At 62.9% G+C, this 14,938-nt stretch carries 16 protein-coding genes; 1 reads left to right on the plus strand and 15 read right to left on the minus strand.

The window, feature by feature from the left end:
* Positions 1–15: 15 nt before the first annotated feature.
* From JQT59_RS01390 to JQT59_RS01455, 14 genes are all read right to left on the minus strand, one after another.
* A complete protein-coding gene (locus tag JQT59_RS01390) occupies positions 16–1,128 on the minus strand; it encodes a phosphotransferase (RefSeq protein WP_213571312.1) in 1,113 nt (370 codons plus the stop codon).
* Complete coding sequence (locus tag JQT59_RS01395; protein WP_213571313.1) at positions 1,125–2,030, minus strand: ABC transporter permease; 906 nt, start codon at positions 2,028–2,030, stop codon at positions 1,125–1,127. The genes JQT59_RS01390 and JQT59_RS01395 overlap by 4 nt, the downstream gene beginning before the upstream one ends.
* The gene (locus JQT59_RS01400) at positions 2,017–2,838 is read right to left on the minus strand and encodes an ABC transporter ATP-binding protein (RefSeq protein ID WP_213571314.1); all 822 of its coding nucleotides are present in this window, start codon (positions 2,836–2,838) and stop codon (positions 2,017–2,019) included. The genes JQT59_RS01395 and JQT59_RS01400 overlap by 14 nt, the downstream gene beginning before the upstream one ends.
* Before the next feature lie 259 nt (positions 2,839–3,097).
* Positions 3,098–4,105, minus strand: a complete 1,008-nt coding sequence (locus tag JQT59_RS01405; RefSeq protein ID WP_213571315.1) for an alpha-ketoacid dehydrogenase subunit beta — start codon at positions 4,103–4,105, stop codon at positions 3,098–3,100.
* On the minus strand, positions 4,093–5,106 hold the full coding sequence (locus JQT59_RS01410) for a thiamine pyrophosphate-dependent dehydrogenase E1 component subunit alpha (RefSeq protein ID WP_213571316.1): 1,014 nt from the start codon (positions 5,104–5,106) through the stop codon (positions 4,093–4,095). The genes JQT59_RS01405 and JQT59_RS01410 overlap by 13 nt, the downstream gene beginning before the upstream one ends.
* Positions 5,107–5,119: 13 nt before the next feature.
* Complete coding sequence (locus JQT59_RS01415; RefSeq protein ID WP_249353587.1) at positions 5,120–6,547, minus strand: aldehyde dehydrogenase family protein; 1,428 nt, start codon at positions 6,545–6,547, stop codon at positions 5,120–5,122.
* Positions 6,548–6,563: 16 nt separating this feature from the next.
* Positions 6,564–6,848: a hypothetical protein gene (locus JQT59_RS01420; protein ID WP_213571317.1), complete on the minus strand. Its 285-nt coding sequence runs from the start codon at positions 6,846–6,848 to the stop codon at positions 6,564–6,566.
* Positions 6,845–8,248, minus strand: coding sequence for an aromatic ring-hydroxylating oxygenase subunit alpha (locus tag JQT59_RS01425; protein WP_213571318.1), 1,404 nt, complete (start codon positions 8,246–8,248; stop codon positions 6,845–6,847). The genes JQT59_RS01420 and JQT59_RS01425 overlap by 4 nt, the downstream gene beginning before the upstream one ends.
* Positions 8,249–8,281: 33 nt before the next feature.
* Complete coding sequence (locus JQT59_RS01430) at positions 8,282–9,628, minus strand: phosphotransferase family protein (protein ID WP_213571319.1); 1,347 nt, start codon at positions 9,626–9,628, stop codon at positions 8,282–8,284.
* Complete coding sequence (locus JQT59_RS01435) at positions 9,625–10,647, minus strand: NAD-dependent epimerase/dehydratase family protein (protein WP_213571320.1); 1,023 nt, start codon at positions 10,645–10,647, stop codon at positions 9,625–9,627. Before JQT59_RS01435 ends, JQT59_RS01430 begins: the two co-directional genes overlap by 4 nt.
* Positions 10,648–10,756: 109 nt before the next feature.
* The gene (locus JQT59_RS01440) at positions 10,757–11,353 is read right to left on the minus strand and encodes a histidine phosphatase family protein (protein WP_213571321.1); all 597 of its coding nucleotides are present in this window, start codon (positions 11,351–11,353) and stop codon (positions 10,757–10,759) included.
* Positions 11,350–12,117: an SDR family NAD(P)-dependent oxidoreductase gene (locus JQT59_RS01445; RefSeq protein WP_213571322.1), complete on the minus strand. Its 768-nt coding sequence runs from the start codon at positions 12,115–12,117 to the stop codon at positions 11,350–11,352. The genes JQT59_RS01440 and JQT59_RS01445 overlap by 4 nt, the downstream gene beginning before the upstream one ends.
* Positions 12,118–12,128: 11 nt before the next feature.
* The gene (locus JQT59_RS01450) at positions 12,129–12,572 is read right to left on the minus strand and encodes a nuclear transport factor 2 family protein (protein ID WP_213571323.1); all 444 of its coding nucleotides are present in this window, start codon (positions 12,570–12,572) and stop codon (positions 12,129–12,131) included.
* Positions 12,560–13,660: an Rv3169 family protein gene (locus JQT59_RS01455; protein ID WP_213571324.1), complete on the minus strand. Its 1,101-nt coding sequence runs from the start codon at positions 13,658–13,660 to the stop codon at positions 12,560–12,562. Before JQT59_RS01455 ends, JQT59_RS01450 begins: the two co-directional genes overlap by 13 nt.
* A gap of 98 nt (positions 13,661–13,758) precedes the next feature.
* On the opposite strand from JQT59_RS01455, the gene JQT59_RS01460 reads away from it, so the two are divergent.
* On the plus strand, positions 13,759–14,175 hold the full coding sequence (locus JQT59_RS01460; RefSeq protein WP_213571325.1) for a nuclear transport factor 2 family protein: 417 nt from the start codon (positions 13,759–13,761) through the stop codon (positions 14,173–14,175).
* Between the two features lie 24 nt (positions 14,176–14,199).
* Here JQT59_RS01460 and JQT59_RS01465 read toward each other — a convergent pair whose 3' ends face one another.
* Positions 14,200–14,832, minus strand: a complete 633-nt coding sequence (locus tag JQT59_RS01465) for a TetR/AcrR family transcriptional regulator (RefSeq protein ID WP_213571326.1) — start codon at positions 14,830–14,832, stop codon at positions 14,200–14,202.
* Positions 14,833–14,938 lie beyond the last annotated feature (106 nt).

Raw genomic sequence — 14,938 nt, forward strand, 5'->3', positions numbered from 1 at the left:
TGATCCTGCGCCGTGTCACGGTCTCACTCCGGCAATCGCGTCCTTTGGGTGGCCGAAGAGTTCTACTGCAGCGAGGGCTCGGGTAGCCATTACGTACGCGAGTTCCCTTGTGCGCTCCTCGGACGCGTCGGTCACGACGAACAGGGAAGACGCGACAGCGAAGGTGAGTGGAGTGGCCAGCGCCATGGGCCGGCGCATCTGCTCGACCGACCGGTCTACGCCGCGCTCGCGCAACCGCTGTACGTAAACCTCCAGTAGGTTTTCCCCCTGCAGTCGGAGTTGCTCCGCAGGCAAGTTCTGGGCAAGGAAGTACGCAACGTCGATCGCAGCCGATCCGCGTGAGATGCTTTGCCAGTCGAGGACCGCGACCGGAAGGTCGGGGCCCTCGAACATCAAATTGTCCAAACGCAGGTCTCCGTGCAGCAACGTCTGGGGTTCGTCGGCGAGCGCGCGAAACGCCGCAGGCAGAAGCTCGGCCATGTCCGCGCCCGCCGCGTGGGAGCCCTTGGGCAGCCGGCCGTTAAGTGCGGTGGTCAGCCGCGGCCAGCCGTCCGCCAAAATGCGGGTGAGATTTGCTACTCGGCGCTCGTCCGTATGGCGAGTTGCCCAGGTCATCGCAGGGAGCTCGGCGCGGTCCCACCATTGAGCGTGAAAGTCTGCCAGCTGCAGCAAGATGGTCTTTGCAGTGTGAAAATCGAGTCCGATCACCTGGTCGACTTCAGATGCCAGGCCGAGGTCCTCGAGGACGAGGGCGAATCCTGCACCGTCAGCGCCGCCCGCGGCATAACACCGCGGTACTCGTAGTGGACTGCGATGAGCAATGTCCAAGAAGAAACGAACTTCTCTCTCGTAGAGGCCACCCTGCTCAGCAGTGTGCCGCGCCGGGCCCTCCTCCGCAGGGAGTTTCACCACGAAGGAAGGCGCCGGATGATCGGGGTGGTCGCACAGAAACCGCACGCGGAAGGCGGAACCCATGTGCCCGCGGCCTTCTCCGATTCGCGTCACCTCGGTTCTATGCCGATTCGGCTCCTCCAGTCCGAGGGCGACCGGCAGCCAATCGCCGCCGATATCCTCCGAGCCGTAGGGGTAGGGGCCGGCGAGTAATCGGGGAACACCGACCGAACTCACATCGACACCGTCTTGCCACCGGACTCGATTGTCCGCCAGCGCAGCAACCGGCGTTCGACAGCCGTCACCACAAAGTTGATCAGAACAGCCAGAGTCGCGAGGACTATCAGCAGAGCGAAGGCGGTTCGCATGTCGAACTGGTTGGTCGCCGATATCAATGATTGTCCCAATCCTGCTCTTGCCGCGATGAATTCGCCCATTACGACCGCCAGAAGAGAGTAAACCGCGGCCAGCCGAAAGGCGCCGAACACGGGTGCCATGATCCCGGGTAGTACCACCAACCGGAATTTCTGCATCTCCGTCGCGCCCATGGTGGTAGCAACCGTGTTGAGATCGGGTTGAACCTGGGAAACCGCCGCTTGTGTCGGCACCTGCACGATGAAGAACACGATGACAGCGGCCAGTACGATCTTCGACGACGGCCCGACACCGAACCAGAGGATGAAGAACGGAGCCAGGGCGATCTTGGGTGTGGCGTTCGCGAAGGTCAGGTAGGGGTCGAACACCCCGGACGCACGCTGCCACCTACCCAAAAGGAGCCCGACCAGAAGACCGGCCGTACACCCGATGATCCACCCGAACAACGTCTCCTGCAGGGTGATTCGCATCGAATGCCAGAACTCGCCCTGTCCGAGCATCTCGATGAGTCGATCCCACGTCTCGAGTGGGGTCGCGGTGTAGATGCGCGGCATCCACTGGGCCTCGACCGACCAGTACCAGACCGCGATCAGTAGAACGAAGATCAGCAGCTGTACGCCGAGCACGGGTAGGTCGAGTCGCGACCGCCGCTTCTTCCTACGTGCCGGCCCTACCTGTGCGGCTCCCGGCCCCGGTGGCGCCACTGACGGCTGCGCACACTCGTCCGGTGCGGTCAACGTGGACTCACGCTTAGTTGAACTCATGTCGAAGCTCCTCCCACAGCATGCGTTCGATGTCCTCTAGACGGGAATCGAACAACTGTTCCTGCGGATTTCTCGGTCGCGCTACGTCGACCATCATGTCCAGCTTGATCTTCGCCGGACGCTGGGTCATCACGATCACCCTGTCGGCCATCAAAACGGCCTCCGAAAGGTCGTGGGTCACGAACAACACCGTCTTACCGCTGCCTTCCCACAGCCGCAGAAAGTCCGCCTGGACCCGAACACGCGTCTGCGCGTCGAGAGCACCGAATGGCTCGTCCATGAGCCAGAGATCAGGATCGATCGCTAGCGTGCGAGCGATGGCGACACGCTGCTGCATGCCGTGCGACATCTGCGACGGGAATGCGTCGGCGAAATGGTCGATCTTGAGCAGTTCGAGGAGGTGCATCGAACGCTCCTTGCGCTCGTCCGCTGCGATCCCGCGAATCTCGAGACCCAACTCGACGTTTTTGCGGACTGTTCGCCACGGTGTCAGCGCCGAGCGCGCCAGCATGTATCCGATATCGCGCGACGGCCCGGAAACCGGGACGTTGTAGCGGCTGACCGTCCCTGCGCTGGGAGTCATGAGCCCAGCGAGCATGTTCAGGACCGTGGTCTTACCACACCCGCTCGGTCCGACGAGGGCTACGAACTGGCCGGCCGGCACCATCAGATCGATGTTGTCGACCGCCAGCATGCTCCCCTTCCCCGGAACATCGAACGCGACGCTCACCCCTTCGAGATTCACCGACGGCGCGCCGGCATCACGCTCGGCGAGGAAGGTGCCCTGTTCTCGCATTTTCAGGTTCATGTCGACATCAGCCGCCCCATGTAGTGCTGGTGCCCAGGAAAGGGCTTGGTCAGATTGTGACGCACACGACGTACCGACTCGGCATGTGATGTGCTGCATACCATTTTTCGGACAGATGGCCTCACTGTCAAGAACAATGGGCATACTTTCTTTAGTAGCACTAGAGTCTCTAATCGCTCGCCGCACCGATCTGTCGCATCAGTAACGGAGTCTCATTGTGTAGTACGTATACAGAATGAGGGATGTACGCCGAGGCACGTCAGCCAGCAGCCGCACTCGACGAGCGAGGCTGCTGGTGCAGCAGCTTGTGTACCGTCTCGACGATGCGATCGACGGACGGAATGACCGCGTCCTCGAGCACGCCCGCATGTGGCAGCGGGATGTGTGGTGTCGTGATCCGGGTCGGCGGGCCATCGATGTGATCGAAGATCTCCTCGATAGCGATTGAGACGATCTCCGCTCCCCAGCCACACAACCGCGGGTTCTCTTCCACCGTTACCAGCGCACCGGTCTTGCGAACGCTGTCCAGGATGGTCGTCGTATCGAGAGGAACCAGCGATCGCACATCGATGACCTCGATGTCGAGGCCTCTCGACGACAGAATCTCGGCGGCCTGCAGCGCGCGACCGACCATCATCCCGATCGCGACGACGGTCGCGTCACGGCCCTCGCGTAGCACCTTGGCCACACCCAGCTCGTCGACGATCTCCCCGTCGGGCACGTCGGCCTTGCTCGACAACAGGCCCTTGTGCTCGATGAACATCACCGGATCGGGATCGCGTACGGCCGCGGCGAACAGGCCGATCACATCCCTCGGCGTCGACGGCGCGACTACCTTGAGCCCCGGGATCATCATCATCCAGTTCTCGACACTCTGAGAGTGCTGGGCGCCGAATCGTAAGCCGCCGCCCGAACCGAAACGGATCACTAGCGGCAGAGACATCTGTCCATCGGTCATGTAACGCGCCTTTGCGATCTGGTTCGCCACAATGTCCTGAGTCACCAGCACGAAGTCGGCGAACATGATCTCGGCGATCGGCCGGAGTCCCGCCGATGCGGCGCCCATCGCGGCACCGATGATCGCTTGCTCGGAGATCGGTGTGTCCAGCACACGGCGCGGTCCGAACTCGTCGAGCAGCCCACCGGTCGTCTTGAAGACACCTCCGGCCTTTGCCACATCCTCCCCGATGAGGAAAACGCGATCGTCGTGCAGCATTTCCTGCCTAATCGCTCGCCCCACCGCCGACCGATAAGTCATCTCCGCCATGCCGAGCCTCCGTCTGCCCACACGTTCTTCTCCACGTCCTCGACATTCGGCAGCGGAGAGTTCACCGCGAACTCCGCGGCCTCATCGGCCAATGCTCTTACTTCCTTCTCCATCGTGTCCAGCGTGCGGTCGTCCACACCCGCGTCGCGGAGCCGTCGGCGAAACGTCGGAATCGGATCCCGTCGCTTCCATTCGGTGACTTCATCGTCCGGTCGATACTTGCCGGGATCGGAACTGGCGTGCCCGAAGTGTCGATACGTCAATGCTTCGATCAACGTCGGTCCCCCACCAGCCCGAGCCTTCGCGATTGCATCGCCGGCCACCGCGAACATCGAGTCGGCGTCGTTACCGTCGACGACGATCGACTCGAGACCGTACGCACTGGCACGGTCGGCTGCCGGACGCGGAACAGCGGTAACCTCGGTAATGGCCGTGTATTCCATATAATGGTTGTTCTCGCACACGTAGACGACCGGCAGCGACCATGTCGCAGCAAGATTGAGCGCCTCATGGAAGGCGCCGATATTGGTCGCCCCGTCTCCGAAAAAGCACACGGTCACGGCATCGTTACCGAGATACTTCGCGGCAAGCGCAGTTCCGGCCGCGATTGGTAGGTGCGCGCCGACTATCGCGTAGGACCCCATCATTCCGTGCTCGACGCTGGTGAGATGCATCGAGCCGCCCTTGCCGCCGTTGATGCCGGTCCCGCGACCGAGCAGTTCGGCCATGGCCCCCTTCATGGGCACACCGCGAGCAAGCGTGTGTGCATGCCCACGGTAGGTGGCGTACGTCGAGTCACCGGATCGCATTCGGACGCCGAAAGCCGCGGCGATGGCTTCCATTCCGATCGACGAGTGTCCGGGCCCGGTCTTTCCCGCGTTGTACAGTCTGGTCCACGCCTCTTCGAAATACCGTATTTCCAACATCTTCCGGTGTACTTTCAACCGCCCGTCAAGCGGTGACGCAGTGATGTCGACGGCGTCGACAAATGTGTCGGTCATGAAATCCTCACTTCTAGAACTGAACAGCCTGAGGCGCGAGATACTCGTGCAGTCCGTGGCGGCCCAGTTCACGCCCGTACCCGGACTGTTTGAAGCCACCGAACGGTGCGGCAGCATTGAAGGACGCACCGTTGATCGAGACCTGACCAGTTCTCAGTCGCCGGGCGACCGCAGTTGCGCGATCACGATCCCGGGACCACACTCCTCCCGAGAGCCCGTAGCGCGAATTGTTGGCCACAGCTATTGCCTCGTCCTCGCTCTCGACGGTGTGAATCACCAGAACCGGGCCGAAGATTTCTTCCTGTGCGATGGTGGCCGCAGGATCGACGTCGGTGAACACGGTGGGGCGCACGTAATGGCCTTCGTCGGGAAGGTCGCCGCGATGGAGCCCGCCGACGAGCAGCCGCCCCTCCCCCTCGATTCCCAGCGAGATGAACTTCTCGACGGATCGACGTTGTTGTGCACTCACGAGCGGCCCCACCGTGGAGCCGGGGTCGCGGGGATCGCCGACCACCTGCGCGGCGACCTCAGCCGCCAACCGATCTTCGACCTCGCCGCGCATCGAGCGGGGCACGATCAGACGCGTGAGGGCAGCACATGTCTGCCCGTTGTTCATCAAGAAGTACCGTGCTGCGTTGGGGATCGCGAGGTCAAGGTCGGCATCGTCGAGAACGATGTTGGCCGATTTCCCCCCTAGTTCGAGAGCAACCTTCTTGACGGTGCGTGCTGCGGTCGCCGCGATGGTTGCCCCTGCGCCCGTCGATCCGGTGAAGCTGACCATGTCGATCAGCGGGTGATCACAGAGGTGCTCACCGACGGTGGTGCCTCGGCCTTGCACCACGTTCACGACTCCGGGTGGAAGACCTGCCTTTTCAAGCTCCTCCACGAGGTCGTATGTCGTTAGGGGGGCCAGTTGCGGGGGTTTCAACACGACCGTGCATCCGGCGGCGAGCGCCGGCGCGATCTTGCCCATGGCCTGATAAAGGGGGTAGTTCCACGGGGTGATTGCTGCGACTACGCCGACCGGGAGCCCGCGCACGCGCGATGTGCCGAGCGTTTCCTCGTGATCGACCTCGTCGATGACGTCGAGTGTTGAGCGGAGTACGCGAACCGGCAGTCCCGCCTGAACCCGTTCGGCGAAGGAAATGACGCTGCCGACTTCGGCTGCCGTGGTCGACGCGATCGACGCGCTGCGGCTCTCCAAACCGTTGGCGAGTCGTTCGATGATCGCCCGTCGCTCGTCGAGTGAGGAGGAAGACCAATCATGAAACGCGCGATGCGCGGCGTGCACCGCCGCGTCCGCTTGCTCGATCGATGCGAGACCGACCCGGGCGACATCGCCGCCGTCTGCAGAGTCGGTGACGGTGACGGTGTCCTCGCCTGCATGCCAGGAACCGTCGATGTAGGCAGCGGGTCTGGGGTCCATGTCGTTGTCGTGCATCAGCACATCTCCTGCATCAGCGCTCGCCGCTCGCCTCGACGACGCGGCTCGTTCGGTGGTGGTTTCTCGGCCTCGGCCGTGACATCCATATGCACAGCTCGGGGTCGGCTTCGAAGAGCGGGCCCTCGACGTGCTTGCCGTTCGGCGTGAATCGCCCCCAACGACGTCCCATGGTGACGAGCACCGTTCGACTTTCCGGGTCGAACACGTACGCGGCAGCAGGTTTCCACGGATTGCGGATCGCGCCCTGTACGACCTCTCCTTCGGCGAGCGCGCTGTAGGTCGGCCGGTGTCCGATCATGGGCGGTCACCGCTGTCGCGATCACGGACCCACTCGTCCAAGAGATCGTGTCGCCACGCGATCATCGCTTCCTGGTACTCCGTCAGCGTCGCTCGAGTCCGCCGTGTCGTCGACAACCCGCGTTGAACGGCCTCCATGTTGAAGCAGTCTTGATCCATGACCATCGCCAGCGTGGACAGTTCCGGTGCCTTCTCCGCCGCGGACTGGTCGAATCCGACGTATGTGCACTCGGCCGTCTTCGGTCGCTCTCCGCGATACGGAGTCAGGAACATAACCTCGAAGATGCACTCGTCGTGCTTGTCGCCGTTTGGGCGGAAGCGATAGACGACGCGGTTGTAACCGCCCCACGGGTGGAAGTTCGGGAAGATGGCGTAGTTCCAGTGATCGAGGAGTTCGGCGTCGGAAATCTCGTCGACCTCGTCGCCGAGAGCCGCGCGCCACCGCTCGCGTGCCGCGGCCGACATACTGCCCCGCGCGGTGGAATCCTGCTCGAACGGAATCGGAAGCTTCTCTCCCTCCCGGATGTCGAGCATGCGCTTGACGATGTCGATGTCCTCAACCTCCACGGGCAGATCCTCGACAGGGGTGCCGGACGGGCTGATCTGCCGTGCCCAGTTGCCGTATACATCCACGGCGGCATTAACGTCCCCCACGTACGGCGATGATTGTGGATGGGTCGCACCGAGGTGCAGACCCTCGTCGAACGCCTCCTGCGCCACTTTCCAGTTGCACCGCAACATTTTCGCGACGTGTGCTTCGAGATAACGGTGTTCGAAGTCCCACCGTGCGAAGTGATCCGGTAACCCGCCGAGGAAGGCCTCGAGCGGTTCGGCAGCGGGATCGGGGTTGATGAAAACGAACCCGCCCCAGGTTCCGACCTGGGCTTCCGGAAGTGCCCACTCCGGACTGTCGAGGTCCACACCCGGCAACTCACCACGGGCCGGTACGAACCGAAGTGATCCGTCCAGACGCCAGGTGAAGCCGTGGAAACTGCAACGGAATTCGCTGCATCGTCCGTCGTAGTCCTTAAGCGTCCGCCCGCGGTGAAGGCATGCGTTGACGAAGGCCTTGATTCCGTCTCGGGTCCTGACCACCACGTAACTGTCGCCAGCGATGTCGTAGACGACGTAGCTGCCGACCTCGGGAAGATGCTCCTCGCGGCAGGCGAACTGCCAGACCTTCCGCCAGAGGTGCTCCTTCTCGAGTTCGTGCCACTCCCGCGACGTGTACCGCTCGATCGGGACCTCGGTGCTCTTCGGTGTGTAGTGATGCGCCTCGCGTAGGTACTCCGGCAGCGCCACGGCATCTTGATGCACCAACTCGTACCAGGGCAGCGATTTGTTGGCCTCCCCGGACTGCGCGGCTTCGCGCAGGGGCGCGGCCCAATCGGCGGTGGTCATGGCAATTCCTCCAAGAGTCGATCGACGGCAGTGTCAGCGAAGCTGAGCGACGATTTCGGTCAGGCGATTCAAGAAGCGCAGATGAACGGCTGTCCCGATAGCCAGAAGGTTGGGCGTGGTACTCACTCCGTCGTTGAAAATTCGGAGCGCTGTGAGATTCACACATGCGCCCTTGAACTGGTTGAAGCCTTCCCACGCCAGCCAGTCCTCGTTCGAATACGAGACACCCGCATGGTCGGCGAAGATGGATCTCCACGTGGCTGCATCGTGCATGCGTCGCGCGCGGATGGCGCCGAAGTAAGTCCAATCCTCGGCGGCGTCTCCGTAGTGCGTCAGTTCCCAGTCGGTGAGAGCAGTGATCTCACCGTCGACGTGAAGGAAATTTCCCGGGCCGGGGTCGCCGTGCACGAGCACCACTGGTCCGGTGGGTCGCAGGTTGGTGCGCAACCACTCGGCCGCATCCTCCAGTAGCGGGATGCGCACCCGTACCGACGCGCGGTAGATGCCGAGCCAGTGGTCGATCATCGCGGAGATTGCCGCCTCACCGGTCTCGGGAACCGGACCCAGACCGCCGACAGCCACCGATGGATCTATGGCATGCAGTTCGGCGAGCCTGGCAACGTAGGCGTCGATGACGGCTGGGTCCTCGACGACAGGTGAGCCGGCGACCCGATCCATAACGAAGAACGGCTGACCCAGTACGGCTTCATCTGTCACGATCCACCGCACGCGCGGTGCCGGATAACCTGCCTCCGCAACGGCCTTCATGATCTCGGCTTCGGATGTGCCCTCGGTTCCGAACATGCCGCCCTGCTCGATGCGAACAATCAGTTCGTGCACCTCCCCTCCGGTGGTCACCTTGGCATTGAGCATGCGCCGCGAGTGACCTCCGACCATTACCGAGAGGGAAAGATCGACGGAGCTGCCGAGTACGCTCTCGAACCATTCGGTGAGTGCCTTGGCTTCCGGCACCTCGACTGCGTCCTCCGAAGCAGCGACGGGCGTATGGCCGGAAAAGGTTTCCAACAACGGCGCCGCCTCCACGATGTCGCGTGCCAATGCGTCCCTCAGGTGTCGGCGGACCTCATCGGCCCGGTCGGGCGAAACACCGTCGACATCACGACCCAACAGCAGATCGGCGGCTCGGCCCATTACTTCGGCATCGTCGGCATCGCGGGCGTCGAGGAGATCGGGCAGCACGGAGTCGAGGGCGACGGGTTCGGCGCTTTCTCGTGCCAGCGCGTATCGCGCGAGGCCTACGAGTTGACGCGCGCTGTCACGTTCGAAACCCGGGGGCAACTTCGGCAGCACCAGATCCTCGAGCGTGGACCGCACTGAACGCCAGAGGGCAAGATTGTCGGAACTAGCCTGCGCCGTCATGCCGCGACCCGCAGCCGACCGATGATCTCCTCTTCGTAGGAGAGATCGAACCCTTTGCCCCACAGTGGATCTGCTGCATTGGCCGACGACGAATCCAGTGTCGAAGCCAGTGGCGATTTCAGGAACCACTCGTAGGTCTGCTCATGGCCGAGGCGGAAGTCACGCTCGGGTGGGATGCCCAGAACATCGTGTAGCTTCACCGTCGACAGCACGCCGTGGTGCCGTGCCCGAAACAGTCGGCAGAAGGCAGGCTTGTCGATCTGCGGCAACATCGAATCCGGTACGTGGAGGATCTCCGGCTCCACGCCCACGATGTCGGCGAGCGTCTTGACGTACGTGTCGGCCGTGACACCGGACCCCGTAACGTTGAATGTCTCTCCAATCGCGGCTTCGGCCGTGGCCATCGTGGTCAGGGCGCCGACGAAGTCGTCGACGTGCCCGAACGATCCGGTGACCAGACCACCGTGCGGCAACAGCACCGGACGGCCCGCGCGCAATCGAAGAAACATCGCCGATTCCATGTCGAAGATGTTGTTCTCCGGCCCATAGATGGCGGCGGGGCGGGCGATGGTGATCGGTAGGCCTGTGCTGCGGTGCCGCTCGGACAGAAGATTCTCGGCGAAGACCTTGAATCCGCCGTACGTCGTCGGAGGCTCGTCGCGCTGCGCGAAGTCCTCCGTCCACGGAAATAGACCCGACTGCGCGTAGGCCATCACCGAAGAGACGTAGACGTAACGCCCGACCAAACCGTCGAGGAGGTCGATCAGTCCGGTGAAATTTTCTGCGTCGGTCGCCATGATGTAACCCGACACGTCGTACACGGCATCCCATTTTGTGCCGGCGAGCGCCTGTCTCATCGATGTGATGTCGCGCCGATCGGCGATCAGCGTGTTGACGCCCTCCATGGGTACACCTGATCGACCACGGTTTAGCGTGGTGACGTCGTCCCCATTCGCGAGCAGCCGACGAACGAGCCGGCCCCCCACGAAACTCGAGCCCCCAAGAACAAGTGCGCGCATTCCGTGCCCTTTCGTTTTCCGCGTTAACGGGTGCGGCCCGCCACATTCTGTAGTGGAACTACTGTAACTCTGCGCGGGCGCCTTGCCTAGGGGTTTCGCGACACTTATTTTATTTCGACTCCACTAAGAGATGATGGGTCTCGTTCAGCGACCGAATCACAACCCGGCCTCCCGGCTTGCGCTCCACCCTCGACACACTGGCGTAGTCCGGATGAAACCAGAAAACGTCGGGGATCGAGACCAACTGACCCAGGTATGCGTTGATGGTTCCGCCGTGACACACCACAGCGATTCGGCCGTCGGCGTGCTCGGTAAGAATCGATTCGAACGATTCCCGGACCGCTGCACGAAACGTCGGCACGTCCACCCGCTCGGGCACGAAGTCCATGAACCGACCCTCCGCTATGGCCCTGGACTGTGGCGCGTCGACGCCCAGGAGCTCGAGTGCGACGTACTTCATCGATTCGGCGGGCAGGCCCCACTCGCGCAAGCCGTCTGTCGGAACCGGCTCGAGACCGTGGCCTTGGAAGGCGATCGACGCCGTTTCGCGGGCCCGACGCAGACTGCTGCACACGACAGCCGTGATCTGCTCGTCGGCGAGATGACGGCCGAGTGCCTCCGCCTGCGCACGACCCACCGAGTCGAGCGGTGGATCGAACATTCCCGATTCCGGACGTCCGTGCCGGACAAGAAGGAGTTCGGTCATGCGCCGGCACCCGCCGCAAAACGGGCTGCGAGAGTGTTCATGACGTCCCGAGGACGCACGAGCAGGTCGAGCATGTGACCATCCACCTGCTGACGGACGAGTTCGGCGAATCTGTCCGGCCACACCACCTCGTCGCCGTCGAGATGACCGTCGATCGAACGCTCGGCGACCGTACGCGGTGTCGCCTTCTCGCCGGGCAGTGCCGCGGCCATGTCGGTGTCGATCCAACCGGGCAGGGACACCGTCACGCCCACGTCGTCGGCGCGCATTTCCTCGCGTACCGAGGAACCCAACATCAGGGTCGCGGCCTTGCTCGCACTGTAGGCGGGCGCACTGCGCGAAAGCGAAACCGCCGCAACCGACAGGATCAATACGATCCCGCCGTGGCGCGCCCGAATCTGATCGGAGAACGCTCGCAGGAGATTCATGGTGCCGAAGTAGTTGACTTCCATCGTGCGACGGAAGTTCTCGATATCGGCTGCAGCGAGAATTGCTTCCTGGCAGGTGATTCCGGCATTGCTGATCAGGAGATCGACATCTCCAACGGCGGCGGCCGCCGCTGTTTGCGCTGGGTCGGTCACGTCGAGGCGCACCGGAACGACCCGGTCACCGAGTGACTCGACGACGGCCGACAGCGAGTGAATATCCCTGGCGCCCGCGTACACCCTTTTCGCCCCACGATCGAGCGCCACTTCCACCAGGCTTGCGCCGAGACCACGGTTGGCGCCGGTGATCAACACGGTACGATTGTTCAAATCAGTCATAGATTGGTTCCTTACTCGGACGGCGCCGCGATGACGTCGCGATTTCCCTCGCGCCACTGATAAGTCTGGGTCCGGCTCGCTATACGCCAGCCGTCATCGGTCTGCACCCAGCGGTCCGCGTAACTGCCACCGATGGTGTAGAGATCACCGCCCACCGTGCCGACCCGCACGTGTAGTGCCTGGAAGTGAGCGACGGACGCCGCGCCCTCTTCGTCGAGGCGGGTGACAATGCTGCCCACCAGGTGCTGCGATGCATCGAGGCGATCCAGCGCTCGCACGATGCGATCGACGATCGCATCGACGCCGACCAGCGTTCCACCGGGATGTGTGTAGGTTGCGTTCGGCAGGAAAAATCCGGCCACGACCTTCCAATCGTGTGCGTCTTGTGCCTGCGCGAGCGCAGCCAGTCCGTCCGCAATTTCAATTCTGCTGCGGAGTTCGCTCAGGAGTTCCACTGTTCCGCCTCTCGAATCACGACGCACTCGTAGTGCGCTGCACCGACTCCGCCCGGTCCACTCAACCGGACGAAGCTTTCCGCCCAGTCGTGGTCGAATTCAAATGCCCTGCCCTCTTCGTCGACCACGGTGGTCGGATGCGAAACGTCCCAAACTTCCCCTTCTGCATAATTGTCACCGCGGAACACGCCTTGCCCAAGACCGTCGTTCCAGCCGCCGAAGTATCCGCCACCTTGGCAGTAGACCCATCCGAGATCCTCGACGCGGTATTCGTGCGACCTTTCGTCGGCGTCGGCGAAGACCACCTTTCCACCGGACATTCGGCGCCCGCCCTCGTGGAAATCCAGCTCGGAACGGATGTCATGCAGGTCGACGAGGCGATCCGGATACATCAGCACACCGCGGCCGGCGGCGCGGCGTCCGCTGGGGTCGACGAAGAAGTGTCCGCCGTACTCCGGCATGCGAAACAGCACCCATTGACGCAGCCCGGGTGTGCGTCGGCTGCTTTTTCCGGGCGCGACGTAGTGCCGCGGGCCGCCCCGCCCTGGGTGCATACCCCACGAGTGATTACGGAAGAACGACGCGCTCTCGTCGTCGAGCCGGTACTCCTCGTCGCCGACGCGCACGATTCCACGCACGGAGCCGACGAGCTCGTAGGTGGTGCGTTCGCTGACGAGTCGGCCGTCGATCCTGGTGGTTTCCACAGGACTGCGCGCGGCAACAGTGGTGCTGGTGCACTCGAGATCCATGGAGATTCCGCGGTCGTTGGGTTCGAGGAACAAACGCATCGAGCGGAGGGGATCGAGGATCTCGATCCCCAAGGGCCCCACTTGCAACCGCTCCATGTCGGGTCGCAATCTGCGGGACACGCGGACGTTGTACTGACGTCCACGGTGCCGCAGGCATACGAAGCCGTCCATCACGTCGTTGTTCGGGTATAGGCGCACACTTGCCGTCAGGCACACACGCCCGTCGTGGTCAGCGACGCCGAAGTAATGACCGTCGTTCCAGGATGGGTCTCCGGTCGCCGCCCCTGCGAAGGACTCGACAATCTGATGAAACGGATATTCGTCCACTCCGATGAGCACGACACGTCCTTTCTTGCCGCCAGCGTCGTTCTGACCGAACCATACTGTAGATTCACTCCATAATCTATGACAGTTCGTCAGCAAAGCGAGGTACATCGATGACCGATCCCCTGCATGCCGCCCGTGAGGCCCGCGTCACAGCCCTGTTTGCCGCATGGTCGAGCGGCGACTTAGACGCCCCAGCCGAATATCTCGTCGACGAACCGGTCCTCGAGGACTCCGTCGGTGGACGGTACAAAGGGTGGGAGGCGATCCGCGCCTACTTCGGTCACGGCCTGGCCCGCTACCCCGATCTGGTACTCGAGCCCACGGGCGAGTTCTGGCATCGGCCGGACGGCCTCGCGCTGACGTGGACGATGTCGGCGACGCAGACCGACTCATCACTGGGCGACGAATACGTTGGCCGGCGGTGGAGCGTACCCGGTATGAGTTTCATCGTTTTCGAGGGCGACAGCATCAGCTACGAAATGGACTTTCACGATGGCGGAGCACGCCTGCGTTCGATGCAGGACTGAGCGCGACGCTGCTCGGGACGTCGCTCAGGACGTCATGAGCCGGACACACGCCTCGGCGAGCTCCTCGGACAATTCGGCCGAGGAGTAACCGGCGAGCATGCCCCCGGGCAGGGACGCCGCTTCCGTCGCAAGAATGATGTCGAGCATCGCACGTATCCGAAGCGTGTTGATCGCGTGCTGCTCACGCGCGACCCGGCCGGTCCGAGAGCCGCCCACACCGTCGAGGTAATCGTAGGCACGAGCTTGGTGCCGCTCTTCCCAGGCCGTTCTGAGAACGAGCGCCTTTCCAGTGGTCGACTGCGAGTAGCGAGCAATCAACAAGGATTCGTCCGGATGACTTTCCCACCAACGCCACCCCGTTCCGACGACCTGGCGCAGAACGTCGGGACCTGCAGGTTCACCGTGCGTACGCACTGCAGTCACCGCTTCACTGAACTCGTCCATCGCGTAGGTGAGAGCCTCGTGGAACAGCTCTTCCTTGGTCCCGAAGTGGTAATAGATAGCGGTCGGGACGACTCCTGCCGCCTCCGCGATCTGCTCGACACTCGACTCTGCATACCCCTGCCGCGCGAACACCACGACGGCCGCCCTGATCAGCTCCTGCCGCCTCGACGGGCGATGCGCAGGCTTTCGGTCATCCTCGCGCGACGCGGTCATCACGCCTCCCTGATCAGTGCCGTAGTCATAGATACCGGGCACATACCCCGGCGCATTCGGCCCCAGACTGTCCGGACGGTGCCGACGTCACCGATTCGGCAAGAAC

Origin of the sequence: Rhodococcus sp. USK13, assembly GCF_018343855.1 — a bacterium.
GTDB classification, from domain to species: domain Bacteria; phylum Actinomycetota; class Actinomycetes; order Mycobacteriales; family Mycobacteriaceae; genus Rhodococcus_F; species Rhodococcus_F oxybenzonivorans.

Bases quoted from the DNA above. Each gene is read 5' to 3' on its own strand.
- JQT59_RS01440 (WP_213571321.1), bottom strand. From the start codon at position 11,353: ATGACCGAACTCCTTCTTGTCCGGCACGGACGTCCGGAATCGGGAATG.
- JQT59_RS01430 (WP_213571319.1), bottom strand. From the start codon at position 9,628: ATGACGGCGCAGGCTAGTTCCGACAATCTTGCCCTCTGGCGTTCAGTG.
- JQT59_RS01410 (WP_213571316.1), bottom strand. From the start codon at position 5,106: ATGACCGACACATTTGTCGACGCCGTCGACATCACTGCGTCACCGCTT.
- JQT59_RS01420 (WP_213571317.1), bottom strand. From the start codon at position 6,848: ATGATCGGACACCGGCCGACCTACAGCGCGCTCGCCGAAGGAGAGGTC.
- JQT59_RS01435 (WP_213571320.1), bottom strand. From the start codon at position 10,647: ATGCGCGCACTTGTTCTTGGGGGCTCGAGTTTCGTGGGGGGCCGGCTC.
- JQT59_RS01405 (WP_213571315.1), bottom strand. From the start codon at position 4,105: ATGGCGGAGATGACTTATCGGTCGGCGGTGGGGCGAGCGATTAGGCAG.
- JQT59_RS01395 (WP_213571313.1), bottom strand. From the start codon at position 2,030: ATGAGTTCAACTAAGCGTGAGTCCACGTTGACCGCACCGGACGAGTGT.
- JQT59_RS01425 (WP_213571318.1), bottom strand. From the start codon at position 8,248: ATGACCACCGCCGATTGGGCCGCGCCCCTGCGCGAAGCCGCGCAGTCC.
- JQT59_RS01415 (WP_249353587.1), bottom strand. From the start codon at position 6,547: ATGCACGACAACGACATGGACCCCAGACCCGCTGCCTACATCGACGGT.
- JQT59_RS01460 (WP_213571325.1), top strand. From the start codon at position 13,759: ATGACCGATCCCCTGCATGCCGCCCGTGAGGCCCGCGTCACAGCCCTG.
- JQT59_RS01445 (WP_213571322.1), bottom strand. From the start codon at position 12,117: ATGACTGATTTGAACAATCGTACCGTGTTGATCACCGGCGCCAACCGT.
- JQT59_RS01400 (WP_213571314.1), bottom strand. From the start codon at position 2,838: ATGAACCTGAAAATGCGAGAACAGGGCACCTTCCTCGCCGAGCGTGAT.
- JQT59_RS01465 (WP_213571326.1), bottom strand. From the start codon at position 14,832: ATGACCGCGTCGCGCGAGGATGACCGAAAGCCTGCGCATCGCCCGTCG.